12 protein-coding genes are annotated in these 17,828 nt (G+C 76.5%); 3 read left to right on the top strand and 9 right to left on the bottom strand.

Features of this window, described 5'->3' with window-relative positions:
• The first annotated feature begins 1 nt into the window (after position 1).
• Positions 2-505: an RrF2 family transcriptional regulator gene (locus HDA31_RS03275; protein WP_178066331.1), complete on the top strand. Its 504-nt coding sequence runs from the start codon at positions 2-4 to the stop codon at positions 503-505.
• 77 nt (positions 506-582) lie between these two features.
• Here HDA31_RS03275 and HDA31_RS03270 read toward each other — a convergent pair whose 3' ends face one another.
• The 7 genes from HDA31_RS03270 to HDA31_RS03240 all read right to left on the bottom strand — a co-directional run bounded on the left by HDA31_RS03270 (position 583) and on the right by HDA31_RS03240 (position 11,731).
• A complete protein-coding gene (locus HDA31_RS03270; RefSeq protein ID WP_074472651.1) occupies positions 583-804 on the bottom strand; it encodes a hypothetical protein in 222 nt (73 codons plus the stop codon).
• A gap of 201 nt (positions 805-1,005) precedes the next feature.
• Positions 1,006-2,418 carry a DEAD/DEAH box helicase gene (locus tag HDA31_RS03265; RefSeq protein WP_178066332.1) on the bottom strand — a complete coding sequence of 471 codons (1,413 nt, stop codon included), beginning with the start codon at positions 2,416-2,418 and terminating at the stop codon, positions 1,006-1,008.
• A gap of 197 nt (positions 2,419-2,615) precedes the next feature.
• On the bottom strand, positions 2,616-2,819 hold the full coding sequence (locus HDA31_RS03260; RefSeq protein ID WP_043965813.1) for a cold-shock protein: 204 nt from the start codon (positions 2,817-2,819) through the stop codon (positions 2,616-2,618).
• Positions 2,820-3,049: 230 nt separating this feature from the next.
• On the bottom strand, positions 3,050-6,562 hold the full coding sequence (locus HDA31_RS03255) for an ATP-dependent helicase (RefSeq protein WP_178066333.1): 3,513 nt from the start codon (positions 6,560-6,562) through the stop codon (positions 3,050-3,052).
• A gap of 91 nt (positions 6,563-6,653) precedes the next feature.
• A complete protein-coding gene (locus tag HDA31_RS03250) occupies positions 6,654-10,229 on the bottom strand; it encodes an ATP-dependent helicase (RefSeq protein ID WP_181019397.1) in 3,576 nt (1,191 codons plus the stop codon).
• Between the two features lie 97 nt (positions 10,230-10,326).
• Positions 10,327-10,872 (bottom strand): LOG family protein, encoded by a 546-nt coding sequence (locus HDA31_RS03245; protein WP_178066334.1) that lies wholly within the window; start codon positions 10,870-10,872, stop codon positions 10,327-10,329.
• A gap of 4 nt (positions 10,873-10,876) precedes the next feature.
• Positions 10,877-11,731: an LOG family protein gene (locus HDA31_RS03240; RefSeq protein WP_178066335.1), complete on the bottom strand. Its 855-nt coding sequence runs from the start codon at positions 11,729-11,731 to the stop codon at positions 10,877-10,879.
• A gap of 162 nt (positions 11,732-11,893) precedes the next feature.
• Here HDA31_RS03240 and HDA31_RS03235 point away from each other — a divergent pair, with 162 nt between their 5' ends.
• The gene (locus HDA31_RS03235) at positions 11,894-12,061 is read left to right on the top strand and encodes a hypothetical protein (protein WP_176734749.1); all 168 of its coding nucleotides are present in this window, start codon (positions 11,894-11,896) and stop codon (positions 12,059-12,061) included.
• 153 nt (positions 12,062-12,214) lie between these two features.
• On the opposite strand, the gene dapE is transcribed toward HDA31_RS03235, so the two are convergent.
• Positions 12,215-13,288 (bottom strand): succinyl-diaminopimelate desuccinylase, encoded by a 1,074-nt coding sequence (gene dapE / locus HDA31_RS03230; protein ID WP_178066336.1) that lies wholly within the window; start codon positions 13,286-13,288, stop codon positions 12,215-12,217.
• Between the two features lie 24 nt (positions 13,289-13,312).
• Between dapE and dapD the strand changes: the two genes are divergently transcribed.
• Positions 13,313-14,272, top strand: coding sequence for a 2,3,4,5-tetrahydropyridine-2,6-dicarboxylate N-succinyltransferase (gene dapD, locus HDA31_RS03225; RefSeq protein ID WP_178066337.1), 960 nt, complete (start codon positions 13,313-13,315; stop codon positions 14,270-14,272).
• 150 nt (positions 14,273-14,422) lie between these two features.
• Here dapD and HDA31_RS03220 read toward each other — a convergent pair whose 3' ends face one another.
• Positions 14,423-17,758 (bottom strand): S8 family serine peptidase, encoded by a 3,336-nt coding sequence (locus HDA31_RS03220; protein ID WP_178067810.1) that lies wholly within the window; start codon positions 17,756-17,758, stop codon positions 14,423-14,425.
• Positions 17,759-17,828 lie beyond the last annotated feature (70 nt).

The following is a 17,828-nucleotide window of genomic DNA, read 5'->3' as shown; positions in this document are numbered from 1 at the left end:
CGTGTACGTCTCCGCGCGCAGCGACTACGCGCTCCGGGCCATGCTGGCCGTCGCCGCCGCGGCCCGCAGCCCGCGCCCCGCGCCCGGCGGCGAGCTGGTCAAGGCGGCGGCCCTGGCCGAGAGCCAGGCCATCCCGCTGAGTTTCCTCCAGGGCATCCTGCTCGACCTGCGGCGGGCCGGGCTGCTGTTCAGCCACCGGGGCACCGACGGCGGCTACGCCCTGGCCCGGCCGGCCGCCGAGATCAGCGTCGGGGACGTGCTCCGCGCGGTCGGCGGGTCGCTCACCTCGGTGCGCGGCCTGCCGGCCGAGGTGGCCGGCTATCACGGGGTGGCCGCCGGGCTGCGCGACGTGTGGCTGGCGGTCGACGGGGCGATCGCCCTGGTGGTGGACCACACGACCCTGGCCGCCCTGCTCACCGGGGAGGACGACCCGACGCCGACCGCGCGGGACGGGGCCGGGGCGACGGCCAGGACGCCCGTCGTCGACCCGGTCGGCGGGGCCTGACCGGGCGGTCCGCCGGCTGAGCGGTGTGGGCTCAGCCGGCGGACCGCCACGGGTTCGGCCGGCGGACCGGCGCGGGCTCAGCCGGCGGACCGGTCGGTCACCTCGATGACCGCGCCGGTGAGCTTCGCGTCCGCCCCGTCCGGGTTGTGCAGCCCCACCACCCCGGCGGGCGGTCGGGCGCTCCGGGCGGGATGCCACGGCGAGAAGGCCGCCGCCGTGGCAAGCAGCAGTCCCGCCCCCGCGACCGCCAGCACCACCAGCAACTCCCGTGCCGCCCCCGACTCGACGTCGGCCGTCATGGTCTTCCTCCCCCCAGCAAGGCCGGTCCCCACCGGCCGTGTTCCCCCACGGCTAGCATCGTCCACCAGGCGCGCGGGCGACAGTCGCCGATCGGACCCGCGCCTGCCTGATTCCCGACTCAGCCTCCTGATTATCGGCTCAGGCACGCCTGGTTTTCGAATCAGCCAGAGGCAGGGGTGCGGCTCCCGACCGGCGGACGGTCAGGCGGAACGGGGGCGACGCGGGCGACGCGACCGGCCCGACGCGCGGTGCCCGGCGCGCCGGCCCTCGCCGGCCGCCGCGTCGCGGCCGGCCGGGGTGTCGCCCTGCGCGCCGGCGGGACGGGGCGCGCCGCCGGACGCGGCCGCGCCGTGGGCGGCGCGGGCGGACCGGGAGCCCCGGCCCGACGTCGCCGGGGCGGACCGCTGCGGCGGCGGGGCGACGACGGTCACCGGCACGCCCGACGGCTCCCGGGCGCCGGTGACCCGGGCCAGCGCCGCCTCCTCGCCCGGGCGGACCTGGGTGGCCTGCGGCCGGATGCCGGCGGTGGCCATCAGCCGGGACACCTCCCGGCGCTGCTCGGGCAGGACCAGGGTGACCACCGTGCCCGACTCGCCGGCCCGCGCCGTGCGCCCGCCCCGGTGCAGGTAGTCCTTCGCCTCCGTCGGCGGGTCGACGTTGACCACCATGTCGAGGCCGTCGACGTGGATGCCCCGGGCCGCCACGTCGGTGGCGACCAGCGCGGTCACCTGGCCCGTGCGGAACTGCTCCAGGATCCGGGTGCGCTGCGGCTGCGACTTGCCGCCGTGCAGGGCCGCCGCGCGCACGCCCTTGGCGAGGAGCTGCCGGGCCAGCCGGTCGGCGCGGTGCTTGGTGCCCATGAACAGGATGGTGCGGCCCTCGCGGGCCGCGATCCGGGTCAGCGTGGCCGGCTTGTCCTCCGCCTCGACGTGCAGCACGTGGTGCGTCATCGCGGTGACCGTGGCGGTACCCGGGTCGACCGAGTGCGACACCGGGTCGGTGAGGAACCGGCGGACCAGCTTGTCCACGCCGCCGTCGAGGGTGGCGGAGAAGAGCATCCGCTGGCCGTCGCCGGCCACCTGCTCCAGCAGCTTGGTGACCTGCGGCAGGAAGCCCATGTCGGCCATCTGGTCGGCCTCGTCCAGCACCGTCACGGCCACCTGGTCGAGCCGGGCGTCACCGCGGTTGATCAGGTCGTGCAGCCGGCCGGGGGTCGCGACGACCACCTCGGCGCCGGCGCGCAGCGCGTCCGCCTGCCGCCCCAGCGACAGGCCGCCGACCACGGTCGCGACGCGCAGCCCCAGCACCCGGGCGTACGGGGCGAGCGCGGTGGTCACCTGCTGGGCCAGCTCACGCGTCGGCACCAGCACCAGCGCCAGCGGACGCCCCGGACGGGCGCGACGGCCGGCGGTGCGGTGCAGCAGCGGCAGCCCGAAGGCGAGGGTCTTGCCCGAGCCGGTGCGGCCCCGGCCGAGCACGTCCCGGCCGGCCAGCGAGTCCGGCAGCGTCGCCGCCTGGATCGGGAACGGCTCGGTGATGCCCTGCGTGGTCAGCTCGGCGAGCAGCGCCGGCGCCAGGCCGGTGGCGGAGAAAGAGGGCAGAACGGTGGTCATGGCAGAGCCTTCCTCGACGCGGCACGTGTCGAGGGAGGGCGCCGGGGCGGCGCTGTCGACCGGCGGACGGGGCCGCCGGGACTCACAAGCACGAACCGAATGGGGTCGTGGCCGGCCCGCCGCACGAGGGGCGGACCGGCCACGTCGTCACGCCCGGAGGGCGCGACGGATGTTACGGGTGGAACGGGTGCCGGAGATCAGAGCGGGCGGATGTTCTCCGCCTGCGGGCCCTTCTGGCCCTGGGTGATCTCGAACTCGACCCGCTGGTTCTCGTCCAGGCTCCGGTAGCCGGAGGTCTGGATCGCCGAGAAGTGGGCGAAGACGTCGGCGCCGCCGCCGTCCGGGGTGATGAAGCCGAAGCCCTTGTCAGCGTTGAACCACTTGACGGTGCCAATTGCCATGTGTTTCGTCTCCTTGACGGAACGTCGGACCCGCACCTGTTGCGGGCCCGAAGAGGAGCGCTCCGCGCGGGGTGCGCGGACCGCCTGTCGCTTCTGGTTCGCCCCGCCCGGAGAACTCCGGACACAACAAAGAGCGCCTGGGGCCACAATCCGCCAGGCGCACACAGAGTCTCTGGGAACCATAACTGCAACGCAGCCAGGCTATCACGGATCACGCCGCCCGTCGCCCGTCACCGGGAACTTGCCGGCCGCGCACCGCCCGCCGCGGCGTCGGCGCCTGCGGCGACCTGGTCGCGGGCGACCTCCGGCACGGCCGCGACCAGCGCGGTGAGGCCGTCGGCGTCCAGCAGGTCCGCCGGGCGGACGGTCGCGCCGTCCCGCACGTAGTGGAAGGCCGCGCCGACCCGGTCGACCGGCACCCCGGCCAGCTCGGCCCAGGCCAGCCGGTAGACGGCGAGCTGCACCGCCGCCGCCTCGGCCGCCGCCCCCGAGGGCTGCCGCCCGGTCTTCCAGTCGACCACGTCGAACCGCCCGCCCGGCCGGGCGAAGACGGCGTCCATCCGGCCCCGCACCACCACCCCGGCGATCACCGTGGCGAACGGCACCTCCACCTCCACCGGCACCCGCTGCGCCCACTCGCCGGCCAGGAAGCGCGCCTGCAACTCCGCGAGCGCCTCGTCCGGCGCGGCGTCGGCGTCGGCCGCCCCGGGCAGCTCGTCCACGTCGAGCAGCCGGTCCGCGCCGAAGCGCTGCTCCAGCCAGGTGTGGAACGCGGTGCCCCGCCGGGCGTACGGGTTCGGCGCGCTGGGCATCGGCCGGCGCAGGGCGCGGGCCAGCTCCGCCGGGTCGCGGCGCAGCGCGACGAGCTGGGTGACGGAGAGCTGCCCGGGCAGGGCCACCTCGACCGCCCCCGCCCCGGCGACCAGCTCGGCCCGCTCGGCGAGCAGCAGGTCGGCCTCCCGCCGCCAGCGCGCCACCTCCGGGTCCTCGGCGACGACCGGCCCCCGCCCCCCGTCGGGGCCGCCGGATCCGCCACCCGGGACGGCGGCCCCGCCACCAGGAGCGGCCGGTCCGCCGTCCGGAACGGCGGCCCCGCCACCGGTGGCGGCCGGTGCGGCGTCCGGGTCGGCGAGGAAGCGGCGCACCAACGCGGCGGCCTCGGCCAGCGCCGGACGACGCCCGCCCAGCGGATCCGCCGGCCACTCGGCGCGCAGCACCACCTCCGTGGTCGGGTTCACCGCGTCACCGGCCGGCTCCGGGGCCCACCGGTCCACCAGCAGCCCGTCGCCGGAGCACGCGTCGTGCACCTCCCGCAGGAACGCCGACGGGCCGCGCGGACGCTTCGTCCCCTCGCCCCACCAGTAGCCGGAGCAGAGCAGCAGCCGCCGGGGACGGGTCACCGCCACGTACGCCAGGCGGCGCTCCTCCCGCTCGTCGTGCACCCGCCACGCGTCGGTGAAGTCGGCCAGCGCCCGCGCCACCGCGCGCTGGTCGGCGGCGTCGGCCAGGCCCAGCTCGGGCAGCCCGTCGGCGTCCCCGCGCAGCGGGAACGGCAGCACCCCCAGCCCGCCCAGCCAGTGATCGGAGTTGCGCACCGGCCCCGGCCAGACGCCCCGGCTCAGGCCGGCGACCGCCACCACGTCCCACTCCAGGCCCTTCGCGGCGTGCGCCGTGAGGATCTGCACCGCGCCGTCGACCACCTCCACCTCGCCCGGGGCGAGGCCGCGTTCCTCGTCCTCGGCGGCGGACAGGTAGGCCAGGAACCCCGACAGGGTCGCCGCCGGGGACTCCCCGCTGAACCGGGCCGCCACGTCGCCGAGGGCGTCCAGGTGGCCCCGGGCCAGGCCGGCGTCGCCGGTGCCGTCCCGGCCCGCCCGCACCGCCACCTCCACGTCCAGGCCGATGGTCCGCTCGACGTCCGCGATCAGCTCCGGCAGCGTCTGGTCCAGCCGGTAGCGCAGCAGGGCCAGTTCCTCGCCGTACGCGCGCAGCCGCGCGTAGCCCTGGTCCGAGTACGCCTGCGCCGGCCCCAGGTCGGCCAGCGCCTCCACGAGGGTGGCCTCGTCGAGCAGGTCCACGGCGATCTCCGGCTCGTCCCCGGCGGCGAGCCGGCGGCGTTGGCCGGCGATCGACCGGGCCCGCCGGTGCAGGGCCACCAGGTCGCGCGGCCCGATCCGCCAGCGCGCCCCGGTCAGCAGCCGCAGCAGCGCCGCCCCGTCGGTCGGGTCGGCGAGCACCCGCAGGGTGCACACCACGTCCCGCACCTCGGGGGTGTCCAGCAGCCCGCCCAGCCCCACCACCTCGACCGGCAGCCCCCGGGCGCGCAGCGCCGTGGCCAGGGCGGGGATCTGGCTGCGCAGCCGCACCAGCACGGCGGTGGTGGGCCGCAGCCGCACCGGGACGTGCTCGGGCGACGCGCCCGGCATCCCGGCCGCCCCCCGCCACGCCGCGAGGACGCTGTCGGCGATCCAGTCGGCCTCGTCGGCGTACGTCGGCAGGAGCGCACAGTGCACGGTGCCGGCGGCCAGGCCACCCGGCGTGCGGTGCGGGATCGGTTCGGCGACGCTCAGCGCCGCGCGCAGCTCCGGCACCCGGGCGCCCGCCGCCCGCAGCGGCGTGGCCAGGGCGTTCGCCACCCCCAGGATCTCCGGGCGGTTGCGCCAGCTCGTGGTCAGGCCCAGCACGGCGGCGGGGGTGCCGTCGACGCGGGCGAACTCCGCCGGGAAGCGGTCCAGGGTGCCCGCGCTGGCCCCGCGCCAGCCGTAGATGGACTGGCAGGGGTCGCCCACGGCGGTCACCGGGTGGCCGCCGCCGAACAGCGCGTTGAGCAGCACCACCTGGGCGTGGCTGGTGTCCTGGTATTCGTCGAGCAGCACCACCCGGAACCGGTCCCGCTCGATCGCGCCGACCGCCGGGTGGTCGCGGGCCACCCGGGCCGCCCGGGCGAGCTGGTCGGCGAAGTCCATCGCCTCGAAGTCGTCCTTGCGCCGGCCGTACGCGCGGACCAGCGGCAGCAGCTTCAGCCGGGTCTGCTGGAGGGCGAGCGCCCGGCGCACGTCGGCGTAGACGCGGCCGGGGCGGGACTGCACGTCGGCGAAGAACCGGCCCGTCCAGGCGGCCAGGGCGTCCGGGTCGACCAGGTGCTCGTCCAGCTCGCCGGCCAGCGCCAGCACCGCGTCGGTGATCGTGCTGGGCATCCGGTCCACGCCGGTCATGTCGCCGTCGTAGTTGCGCACCAGCAGGTCCACGAGCTGCCAGCGGGACGCCTCGGTGAGCAGCCGGGTGGACGGCTCGTACCCGGCGCGCAGCCCGTGCTCGGTGACGATCCGGCCCGCGTACGAGTGGTAGGTGGACACCGTCGGCTCGCCGGCCAGCGGGTCGTCGAGCGGGTCGCGGCCCCGCCGCCCCAGCCGGCGCACCAACTGGTCGAGCCGGGTACGCACCCGGTGCGCCAGCTCGCCGGCCGCCTTGCGGGTGAACGTCAGGCCGAGGACCTGCTCCGGCCGGACGTACGCGTTGGCCACCAGCCAGACCACCCGGGCGGCCATCGTCTCGGTCTTGCCCGAGCCGGCCCCCGCGACCACCAGCAGCGGCTCGACCGGCGCGGCGATGATCGCGGCCTGCTCCCGGGTGGGCGCGGGCAACCGGAGCAGCCTCGCCAGCTCGACCGGCGTGTAGCGGGGCCCGGAGTCGGCGGCCCGGGGCGCCGGGGCGGCGGCGCTGAACAGGGCGGGCTGGGTCACGGGGCGTCCTCAGGTCGCGACGGCGCGGCTCGCAGGCTCACGGGTTCATCTCAGTTCGCGACTGCGGGGCTCGCAAGCTCACTCCTCGCGCTCACTCTGGCTGCTCCCGCCGGGGGGCTGGTGGCTCGACCACCTGGCGGCCCTGCCCGGACACCGGACAGCTCGTGCGCACCGGGCAGACCCGGCACGTGGAGTTGGCGACCGCGGCGAAGGTGGCGGCGGCCATCGTATCGGCGGTGCGCCGGACCAGCGCGGTCGCCCAGCCGGCCGCCGGCCCCTGCCCCGCCGCCGGCTGGCTCTGCTCCCGGGCGTCGCGCGCCCCCGTGCCGAGCTGCACCAGGGCCGCCCCGCCGGACTCGTCGCCGTGCTCGGCGAACGCCCCCGCCTCGACCGCCGCCTGGTAGGCCCCGAGCTGCGGGTGCTCGCCGATCTCCCGCTCGGTGACCACGGTGGACTTGCCGGTCTTCAGGTCGACCACCACCAGCCGGCCGGCGGCATCGACCTCCAGCCGGTCCACCCGGCCGGTCAGCTCGACGGGCCGCTGCGGGTCGTCCAGGCGGACGGCGAACTCGTGCTCGATGGCCAGCAGCCGGCGCGGGTTGCCCGCCAGCCAGCGCAGCAGCTTGTCCACCATCGCCTCGGCGCGCTCCCGCTCGGGGCCCACCATCCACCGGGCGGCCAGCTCGATCGCGTCGAACCGGGCCGCCACGTATTCCAGCAGCGCGGACCGGTCGGCGCTGGCGTCCTCGGCGAGCATCGCGGCGGCGTGCACCAGGTTGCCCACCCCCTGCGCGGCGCTGGCCGGGCCGCTGCCGCCGTGCCGCTCCAGCAGCCAGCGCAGGCTGCACCGCAGCGCGCTCTCCATGCCCGACGGGGTGACCCGCACCGGCTCGCCCTCGTCGACCAGCGGCCGGTCGTCGGAGAGGCCGCGCAGGCCCCACCAGTCGTCCGGGTGCGCGCCGGGCACCCCGGCGGCGGCGAGGCGGGCCAGCTCGGCCGCCGCCGCGCTGCGCCGGTGGTAGGGCGCGGCCGGATCGGCCACGGCGGTACGCAGCTCCGCGACCAGCGCCGGCAGCGTCAACGCCCGGGGCGGCCCGGCCACCGGCAGGGTCCCCCGGCCGGGCTCCGCGCCGCCGGCCGGCTCACCGGGGATGCCCGCCGGGCCACCGGGGGTGGTGCCCGCCGTTCCGCCTCGCCCGCCGCCGGGGGCGGTGTCGGGGGCGGTGCCCGCCGTTTCGGCTGCCCCGCCGCCGGGGGTGGGGTCGGGGCCGCCGCCGGGGACCGGGCCGCCGGCGTCGCCGCCGGGCGGCGGGGTCGGGTCCAGCTCGTACAGGAACCGGCTGGGCTGCTCCTCGTGGTCGTCGCCGCCCACCGCGGCCGAGGCGACGGCGCTGACCAGCAGCCGGCGGCGGGCCCGGGTCACCGCCACGTGGAAGAGCCGGCGCTCCTCGTCGAGCAGGGCGGAGGTCTGCCCGACGAGGACCGCCCGCCCGACGTCCCCGGAACCCCGGCGACCCTCGCCGGAATCGCGGCCGGCGTCGAGGTCGTGGCCGGCGTCGCGGCCGGCGAGCACGTCCACCAGCCGCTCGGAGCCGAGCAGGGTGCCGCGCAGCCGCAGGTCCGGCCAGACGCCCTCCTGCACACCGGCGACGGCGACCAGGTCCCACTCCAGTCCCTTCGCGGCGTGCGCCGTGAGCAGCCGGACGGCCTCGCCCCGGTCCGCCGTCGGCGCGAGCGTGTCGGCCGGCAGGTCCTGGCCGAGCACGTGGTCGAGGAAGACCTCGGTGCGCGCGCCGGGCAGCCGGTCGGCGAACCGGGCCGCCGCGTCGAAGAGCACCAGCACGGCGTCGAGATCCCGGTCGGCGGCCTCCGCCCGCCACCGCCGCGCGGTCTCGTGCTCCCCGGTCGCCGCCCGTCCGAGGGTGATCGCGCCGGCCCAGCGCTCGGCCAGCCCGCTGGCGTCCCACACCGCCCACAGCACGTCCTCGGCGGTGGCGCCCGGCCGCTGGGCCGCCTCCCGGGCGATGGCCAGCAGCCCGGCGACCGCCTGCGCCGGCTCCGCCCAGTGCCGGTCGATCCCGGACAACTCCTCCGGGTCGCGCAACGCGTCGACGATCAGCTCGCCGGAGGGGCGACGGTCCCCGACCGCCAGGGCGAGCGCCCGCAGCCCCTGGCGCAGCCGCCGCTCGGCCAGCGGGTCTGCCCCGCCCAGCGGCGAGTGCAGCAGCGCCACCGCCGCCTCCTCGTCCAGCCGGGTCGGCTCCAGGGCACACCGCAGCAGGAGCAGCAGCGGGGCGACCGCCGGCTGGAGGTGCAGCGGCAGATCCTCGCCGTGCACCACCGTCGGCACCCCGGCCGTGTGCAGGGCCCGGCGCAGCGACGGCAACTGCCGGGCCGTCGAGCGCACCAGCACCGCCATCCGCGACCACGGCACCCCGTCGAGCAGGTGCGCGGCCCGCAGCGCCTGGGCCAGCCAGGCGGCCTCGCTGGTGGCCGAGCGGAAGGTGCGTACTTCCACCGTGCCGGGCGGGGCGTCGGGCAGCGGGCGCAGCCGCCGGTGGGCCGCCGGGCCACGCAGCCGGCCGGCGAGCCGCCGGGTCGCGGCGATCAGCCCCGGCCCCGCCCGGTACGAGGTGGTCAGCACGACCTGCGCGGCCGGTGCTCCGGAGGCGGTGCGGAAGCGGTGCGGGAACGCGGCCACCCCGGCCGGGTCGGTGCCCCGGAACGCGTACGTGGCCGAGTCGGGATCGGCGAACGCGACCAGGGACTTGCCGCCGCCGGCCAGCACGGCGAGCAGGTCGAGCTGGGCGGGGTCGGTGTCGGCCAGCTCGTCGACGTAGACGTGGGCGAGGCGGCGGCGCTCGGCCTCCAGCAGCTCCGGATCGTCGAGCAGCAGGCCGGTCGCGGCGCGGACCAGCTCCGCCGGGTCGTACGCGATCGAGCCGCGGTTGCTGACGTCGCGCAGCGCGAGCACGGCCACGTACTCCCGCAGGAAACGCGCGGCGGCCGGCCAGTCGGCGCGGCCCAGCCGCTCGCCCAGCCGGGCCAGCTCCACCGGGCCCACCCCGCGCTCGGCCGCCCGCATCAGCAGGTCGCGGAGCTGGGCCGCGAACGCCCGGGTACGCAGGGCGGGCCGCAGGTCCTCCGGCCAGCCGACCGGGTCGTCGTCGGGATCCTCGCCGACCACGTCCAGCAGCTCCCGGATGATCAGATCCTGCTCGGGGCCGGTGAGCAGGCGCGGCGACGGCTCGCCCCGCTCGGCGGCGGCCCGGCGCAACAGCCCGAACGCGTACGCCGGGAAGGTGCGCACCAGCGGCTCGCGCAGCACCCGCTGCCCGTCGCCCGCCACCCGGGCCTCGATCCGGCGGCGCAGGTCGGTGGCCTGCCGCCGGCCGAAGGTGAGCACCAGCACCCGCTCCGGGTCGACCCCCTCGGCCACCCGGGCGGCCACCGCCTCCACCAGGACGCTGCTCTTGCCGGTGCCCGGCCCGCCGACGACCAGCATCGGCCCGTCGGTGTGCGCCACGACCTCGGCCTGCACCGGGTCGGCCCGCCACCCGCCGCCGGCCTCACCTTCGGGCCGACCGCCCCCCAACGCCGCCCCGTCGGACCGACGGTCCCCCCGGGCCGTCTCGACAGGCCGGCGCACCAGCCGGTACGCCTGCATCCCCCCATCCCACCACGCCCCACCGACACCCACCCCACCGCGCCCCACCCACTCCCCCGCCCCCGCGCCGCGAGACGGGGTGGGACGGGTCTGGGGGTCAGGGGAGGTGGGATTCCAGGGTGGTCAGGGCGTCGGGGATGGTGTCGGCCAGCAGGAGGAGGTCCATGCCCGCCGGCTTGAGGAAGTTGCGGTCGGTGAGCAGCGTGAGCCAGTCGAGCAGGGGGCGGTAGAAGCCGTCCGTGTCCACCAGCACCATCGGCTTGGCGTGCAGGGCGAGGGTGGCGGTCGTCCACACCTCGAACAGCTCGTCCAGGGTGCCCAGCCCGCCGGGCAGGGTGAGGAACGCGTCCGACTTCTCGATCATCAGGGTCTTGCGGTCGGCCATGCTGGCGGTGACCAGCAGCTCGTCCGAGGCGAGATCGGCGACCTCCAGGTCGACCAGGGACTGCGGGATCACCCCGACCGTACGGCCGCCGGCCGACCGGGCCCCCTCGACCACCGCCCCCATCATCCCGACGCAGCCGCCGCCGCTGACCAGGGTGTGCCCCCGTCGGGCGATCTCCCGGCCGGTCTCGGCGGCGAGGTCCAGCCAGCGCTGGTCGAGCGTGCGGGAGGACGCGCAGAACACGCAGATCGCGGCCACCGGTTCAGCCCTCCCGGGTCTGCTGGTCGGCGGCCTGCTGGTCGGCGGCGGTCCGCTCGACGGCGGCCTGCTCGGCGGAGAGCGCCGCCTCGGCGGCCACGATGTGCCGCACGGCGGCGTCGACGTCGTCGGTGAGGCAGATCAGCTCCAGGTCGGCCGGCCCGATCTTGCCGTCGACGGCCATCGTGTCGCGTAGCCAGTCGAGCAGGCCCCGCCAGTACTCCGTGCCCATCAGCACCACCGGGAACCGGGTGACCTTGCCGGTCTGCACCAGCGTCAGCGCCTCGAACAGCTCGTCCATGGTGCCGAACCCGCCGGGCAGCACCACGAACGCCTGCGCGTACTTGACGAACATGGTCTTGCGGGCGAAGAAGTACCGGAAGTCGATGGCCAGGTCGACCCAGTCGTTGAGGCCCTGCTCGAAGGGGAGCTCGATGCCGAGCCCGACGGAGAGCCCGCCGGCCTCGCTGGCGCCCCGGTTGGCCGCCTCCATCACGCCCGGCCCGCCGCCGGTGATCACCGCGTACCCGGCGCGGGCCAGGGCGGCGCCGAGCTCCTCGGCCAGCCGGCACTCGGGGCTGTCCGGCTTGCTGCGGGCGGAGCCGAAGACGCTGACCGCGGGCGGCAGGTCGGCGAGGGTGTCGAAGCCCTCCACGAACTCGGACAGGATGCGCAGCGCCCGCCAGGCGTCCTTCGTCTTCCAGTCGCCCCGGCCCCGGGAGTCCAGCAGCCGCTGATCGGCGGTGCTGGTCGGGATCGCGCCGCGACGCAGGGTGACCGCACCCCGGTGCCGCTCCCGCCCCGGCCCGCGGGCCGTACCGCGCCCGTCGCTGTCGCTCCTGGCAGCCCTGTCACTCATGGAAGCAACCGTAGTGGAGGGGTGGTAGCGGGGTGCGACGCCCGCACCAGGGGCGGGCCGGAGAAATTTTCCGCGACCAGGGCAACTAATTCGCTCGCCCGTACGTCTTACCATTCATATACCGGGTATGCCCCGGCACGCGCCTTCGGGGGAGGAGCCAGCGTGATCAGCAACAGCGAGATGATCCGGATCCGTCGGCAGATGCAGCGGCGGATCCGGGACGTGGTGGCCGAGCGCCGCCGCGCCCGGCAGATGGAAGCCCCCGTCGCCGACCTCACCGGCGACCCGACCGACACCCGCCCCGAGTCGTCCCTGACCCCGACCGCCTGACCGACCACCGCAGGTCGCCGGGGCGGCCCGCCCACCGCAGCGCGGTGCCGCGGGCCGCCCCGGCGCGTCCGGGCCGTTCCGGTGCGCTCAGGCCGGACCGGTTCCGGTGCGCTCATGCCGGGCCGGCTTCGGTGCGCACCGGCCCCGGGGTGCTCAGGCCGGGGCGAGCCAGCGGTGCAGGGTCGCCGCGCCGTCGCGGATCTTGCCGATCTCGACGTGCTCGTCGGGGTGGTGGGCCAGGTTGGGGTCGCCCGGGCCGAAGTTCAGCGCGGGGATGCCCATCGCGGCGAACCGGGCCACGTCCGTCCAGCCGAGCTTGCCGATCGGCGCGGCGCCGACGGCCGCCAGGAACTCCTTCGCCGGGGCCGCCTCCAGCCCGGGCGCCGCCCCGGCGGCCACGTCGGTCACCCGCAGCTCGAAGCCGTCGAAGACCTCGCGCAGGTGCGCCTCGGCCTCGGCCGGCGTCCGGTCGGGGGCGAACCGGTAGTTGACCTCGATCTCGCACCGGTCGGGCACCACGTTGCCGGCGACCCCGCCGCTGATCCGCACCGCGTTCATGCCCTCGCGGTAGTCGCAGCCGTCGATGGTGACGCGCCGCGCCTCGTACGCCGACAGCCGGCGCAGCACCTCGCCCGCGCCGTGGATGGCGTTCACCCCGTGCCAGGAGCGCGCCGAGTGGGCCCGGACGCCGGTGGTGGTCACCACCGACCGCATGGTCCCCTGGCAGCCGGCCTCGACGATGCCGTACGTCGGCTCCAGCAGCACCGCGAAGTCCGCCTGGAGCCACTCCGGGTGCGCCTCGGCGACCAGGAAGAGCCCGTTGTACTTGGACTCGATCTCCTCGGCCTCGTAGAAGAAGTAGGTCACGTCGTAGCGCGGGTCGGGCAGGGTGACCGCCAGGTGCAGCGCGTACGCGACGCCGGACTTCATGTCGGAGGTGCCGCAGCCGTACATGAGGTCGCCGCGCATGGTCGACGGGAAGTTGTTGTTCAGCGGCACGGTGTCCAGGTGCCCGGCGAGCACGACCCGGGAGGACCGCCCCAGGTCGGTGCGCGCCATCACGGTGTTGCCGTGCCGGAACGTGGTCAGGTGCGGCACCCCGCGCAGCACCTCCTCGACGCAGTCGGCGATGGCCTTCTCGTGGAGGGAGACGGACTCTATGTCGACCAGTGCACGGGTCAACGCCACCGGATCGGCGAGGACCTCGGGGGTCAGCGGGTTCTCCATGGTTCGCACGGTACCGTCACAGGCGTGACGACTGCACAGCCTGCGTGGGGCATCGGCCTGGCCACGATCACCGCCGACGAGCAGGTGCTCGACACCTGGTATCCGACGGGCAAGCTGGGGCTCGGCGAGCTGCCGCTGGTCCCGGGCGAGGACGAGGCGGACGTGCTGGACCTGCCGCCGGGCGCGGTCGGCGAGCGGGCGCTGCCAGGGCTGCGCACGGTCCAGGTGGTCACCGTGATCGGCTCGCTGGACGACCCGATCAAGGACGCCGCGGACGCGTACCTCAGGTTGCACCTGCTCTCCCACCGCCTGGTGCGGCCCAACGAGCTGAACCTCGACGGCATCTTCGGCAAGCTGGCCAACGTGGCCTGGACGTCGGCCGGGCCGTGCCCGCCGGAGCGGGTCGACGAGCTGCGGGTGATCGAGCGGGCCGCCGGCCGCCACCTGGCGGTCCACGGGGTGGACAAGTTCCCCCGGATGACCGACTACGTGGTGCCCTCCGGGGTGCGGATCGCCGACGCGGACCGGGTCCGGCTCGGCGCGCACCTGGCCGCCGGCACCACGGTCATGCACGAGGGCTTCGTCAACTTCAACGCCGGCACGCTGGGCACCTCGATGGTGGAGGGGCGGATCGTGCAGGGCGTGGTGGTCGGCGACGGCTCCGACATCGGCGGCGGCGCGTCGATCATGGGCACCCTCTCCGGCGGCGGCACCGACCGGGTGCGCATCGGCGAGCGGAGCCTGGTCGGCGCGAACGCGGGCGTCGGCATCTCGCTCGGCGACGACTGCGTGGTCGAGGCCGGCTGCTACGTCACGGCGGCCTCGAAGATCGCCCTGCCGGACGGCCGGGTGGTCAAGGCCCGCGAGCTGTCCGGGGTGGACGGGCTGCTGTTCTGGCGCAACTCGGTCACCGGCGCGCTGGAGGCCCGCCCGCGCACGGGCCGGGGCATCGAGCTGAACGCCGCCCTGCACGCCAACGACTGACGCCCGCGCCGACGGCCGGGCGGCCCTGCGCCCGAGGGCCGGCGGCGGCCCGCGCGCCGACGACCGACGATGGGGCCGCGCGCCGGCGACCGACGGCAGGGCCGCGCGTCCGGGCCCGGCGGGAGGGGACCGCCGGGCCCGGACGCCGGGTCACCTCAGCCGGTACGCCTGGATGATCCGCGTGGTCACCGTGTTGCCGGCGGTGTCCTTCGCGGTGGCGCGCAGCGACACGTAGCCGGTGCCCGCCGGGTGGTGCAGCGTCGCCACCCAGCCGGCGCCCTGGCGGCGCAGTTCCGCCTTGCGCCAGGTCTTGCCGCCGTCGTAGGAGGCGTCGACGGTCAGCGAGGCCACCTTCGCCGCCGGCGCGCCGTCCTGCGGTTCGACCCGCACCGGCACGGTGAAGGTGCGGCCCGCCGGGGCGCTGTTGTCGGGGCGCAGCGCCGGGGCGAAGCGCACCGCCGCCGCCGGCTGCGGCACGAAGTCGTCACCGGCGACGTGCTTCGAGCGGAACGTCCACGCGGCGGCCACCTCGGTGCTCAGGTCGGCGACGTCGCGGGTGGCGAGGGTCTCCACCCGGTAGTCCGCCGCGCCCGGGGGCACCTCGAACTCGCCGTAGCCGGGGTATCCGCTCTCCCCGACCAGCTTCCCGTTGCGGTAGAGCCGGGTCCACTGGGTCTCGTTGAGGGACCCGCCGACGTGCCCGGCCTGGTCGCTGTGCGCGGCCAGGTCGACCACGATGAGGTCGCCCTGGCGGGTGATCCCCTCGGTCCCCCAGCGCCGCACCGGGAACGACGGCGCGAACGGGGCGACGCCCCAGGTCTCGTGCCGGGTCTCGCCGGGCCGGTACCGGGTCAGCGGCGACGCCAGCAGCGCCTTCACGTCCAGCCAGCCGTCCTCGGTCGGGGTGCCGAAGTCCAGCTCGGTGCTCCAGCTCACGGCGTTGGTGCTGAAGTGCTCGACCCGCTTGCCGGGCACCGCCGTGGGCACGACCAGCGCGGACCCGCCCGTGTTGTACTCCGGCTCGCCGTAGACGATCCGTTCCGCCTTCGTCCCCGGGTAGGCGTCCCGGAACGTCTGCACGACCGTGGCGAGGTCCTTGGCGCGGTAGTGCTTGACGAAGCCGGTCGGCAGCCGGCCCGGGAACGCCTCCAGCAGCGCGTAGAGGTAGGGGCTGCTCTCGGCGTCCGCGTCGACCCACTGGCTGCCGATGGTGGCGACGAAGCGGTCCGGCGTGCTGGCCGGGCCGAGCTGCCCGCTGGTCACCCCGGCGAAGCCGGAGCTCCACAGGCTGAACGAGTAGACGCTGTCGTCGGCCCCGTAGAAGACCGCGCTCACGTCGACCAGCTCCGCCGTCGCGCCCCGCTCGGGCACCGTGGCCAGCACCGGCTTGCCGGCGCGGGCGTCGAGGGTGAGCTCGACCGGCCCGTCGACGACCAGCTCGGGCCGGGCGAGCAGGGTGGCTCCGACCGGTTCGCCCGCCTCGTCGGTGGCGAACAGGTAGCTGCCCAGCCCGTAGCGGCCCTTCGGCAGTCGCACCGTGGCCGTCGGGACGCCGCCGTAGAGGTCGACGGGGAAGGCGAAGCCGTCCAGGTCCATCAGGCTGGTGCCGTAGTCGGTGGTGGGCTTGCCGTCGACCCCGATGTGGCTGATGGTGACGTCGTAGCTCTCCACCTCGCGGTGCACGGCGATCGGGGTGACCGCCACCGTGTCGCCGGAGCGGGCGACGACCCGGCCGGTGTGGTAGCCGTCCGGGGCGTCGACCCGGGTGTCGGCGCTGACCGTCACCCCGGCCGTGCCGCCGGCCGGCACGGTGACGCGGGGCGCGCCGAGGCGGAACAGGCCGGCGGGGGCCGGCTCGCCGTCCGGCCCGGTGGCCTCGATCGTGAGGTCGAGGGTGACCGGGGCGGTCCCGGAGTTGTGCCAGGTGACCGTGCGGTCGAGCACCGGGTCGTCGTCGTGCGGCCACTGCGCCCGGCCGAACGACACGCTCACCGGGTCGCTGGTGACCTGCTGCCCGATGGCCCGGGCCACGTCGACCCGGCCCGCGCCCTGCTGGTAGGCGGTCTGCCCGGGGTGCGGCTTCGCGGCCGCCATCAGGGTGGCCTTCAGCGCGCCGGCCTTCCAGTCGGGGTGCCGCTGGGCGAGCAGCGCCACCGAACCGGCGACGTGCGGGGTGGCCATGGACGTGCCGGAGGCCGTCACGTACTGGTCGCCGACCGGCTCGCCGAGGGTGGTGCCGGCGGCCCGGGCGGCGACGATGTCCACGCCGGGGGCGGTGATGTCCGGCTTGAGGGCGTCGTCGCCGGTGCGGGGGCCACGGCTGGAGAAGTCCGCCAGCTCGTCGTCCCGGTCGACCGCGCCGACGGCGAGGGCGGCGTCGGCGCTGGCCGGGGAGCCGACGGAGGCGTCCATTCCGGCGTTGCCGGCGGCGAGGACGAACAGGGTGCCGGTCTGCGCGGTGAGGGTCTGCACCGCCTCCTCCAGCGGGTCGACCTCCGGGGTGTCCCAGCCGCTGAGGCTCATGTTGACCACGGTGGCCCGCTTGTCGACGGCGGCCCACTGCATGCCGGCGAGGATCGCGGAGTCGGAGCAGCCGTTGTCCTCGCACACCTTGCCGGAGACCAGCGTGGCGTCCGGCGCGACGCCCCGGTACTTCCCGCCGGAGGCCGCGCCGCTGCCGGCGATGGTGGAGGCGACGTGGGTGCCGTGGCCGATCGTGTCGCTCGGCTCGGGCACCTCGCTGAAGTTGCGCGACTCGGCGAGCCGGCCGGCGAGGTCGGGATGCTCGGCGTCGACGCCGGTGTCCAGCACCGCGACGGTGACGCCCTTGCCGGTGAGGCCGGCCGCCCACGCCGTGGGCGCGCCGATCTGCGGCACGCTGTGGTCGAGGGCGACCCGACGCCTGCCGTCCAGCCAGAGCCGGTCGACACCCCCCGCCGTGTCGACCCGGGCCGCCGCCCGGCCGGTGGTCACCGCGCCCCAGACCGTGCCGGCCCGGGCCTTCTCGGCCGTCACGGCCGCGCCCCGGATGGCCGGCAGGTCGCGGGTCACCCGGGCGCCGGCGATGCCGGCGACGGCCCGGCGGGCGTCACCCGGCCGGTACGACACCAGCAGCGGCAGGCTGTCGCGGCGGGAGTCGTCGTAGCCGGCGGCGATCAGCTCGGTCACGTCGAACAGCCGGGGATCCACCCGGCCGGAGCGCAGCAGGGGCAGGGCGTCCTGCGGCTGCACGGTGACGTGGCCCCGGTCGCGCCGGACCAGGAAGCGCAGCTTGTCGCGCCCCGCGCCGGGGCGGATGCTCACCGCGCCGGAGCCGGTGACGGTGACCCGGTCACCGGTGACCAGGGTGACGGTGGCCGGGCGGCCGGCGACGGGCCCCGCCGGACCGGTCGCGCCGGTCGCGGCGGCGGGCGTCCCGGGTGGAACGGCCGCGGGGGACGTGGCCGGGGCGGCGGCGGCCGGGGTGGTCAGGGGCGCGGCGAGCACCAGACCCAGGGCCAGCGCCAGGCCGGCCGGTTTTCTTCCCTTTCGATGCAACTCGATCCTCCTCGCAAGG

This window comes from Micromonospora carbonacea (genome assembly GCF_014205165.1).
Classification (GTDB): domain Bacteria; phylum Actinomycetota; class Actinomycetes; order Mycobacteriales; family Micromonosporaceae; genus Micromonospora; species Micromonospora carbonacea.
Note: the sequence above shows the minus strand (reverse complement) of the source record. Positions and strands in the feature narration are given on the sequence as shown.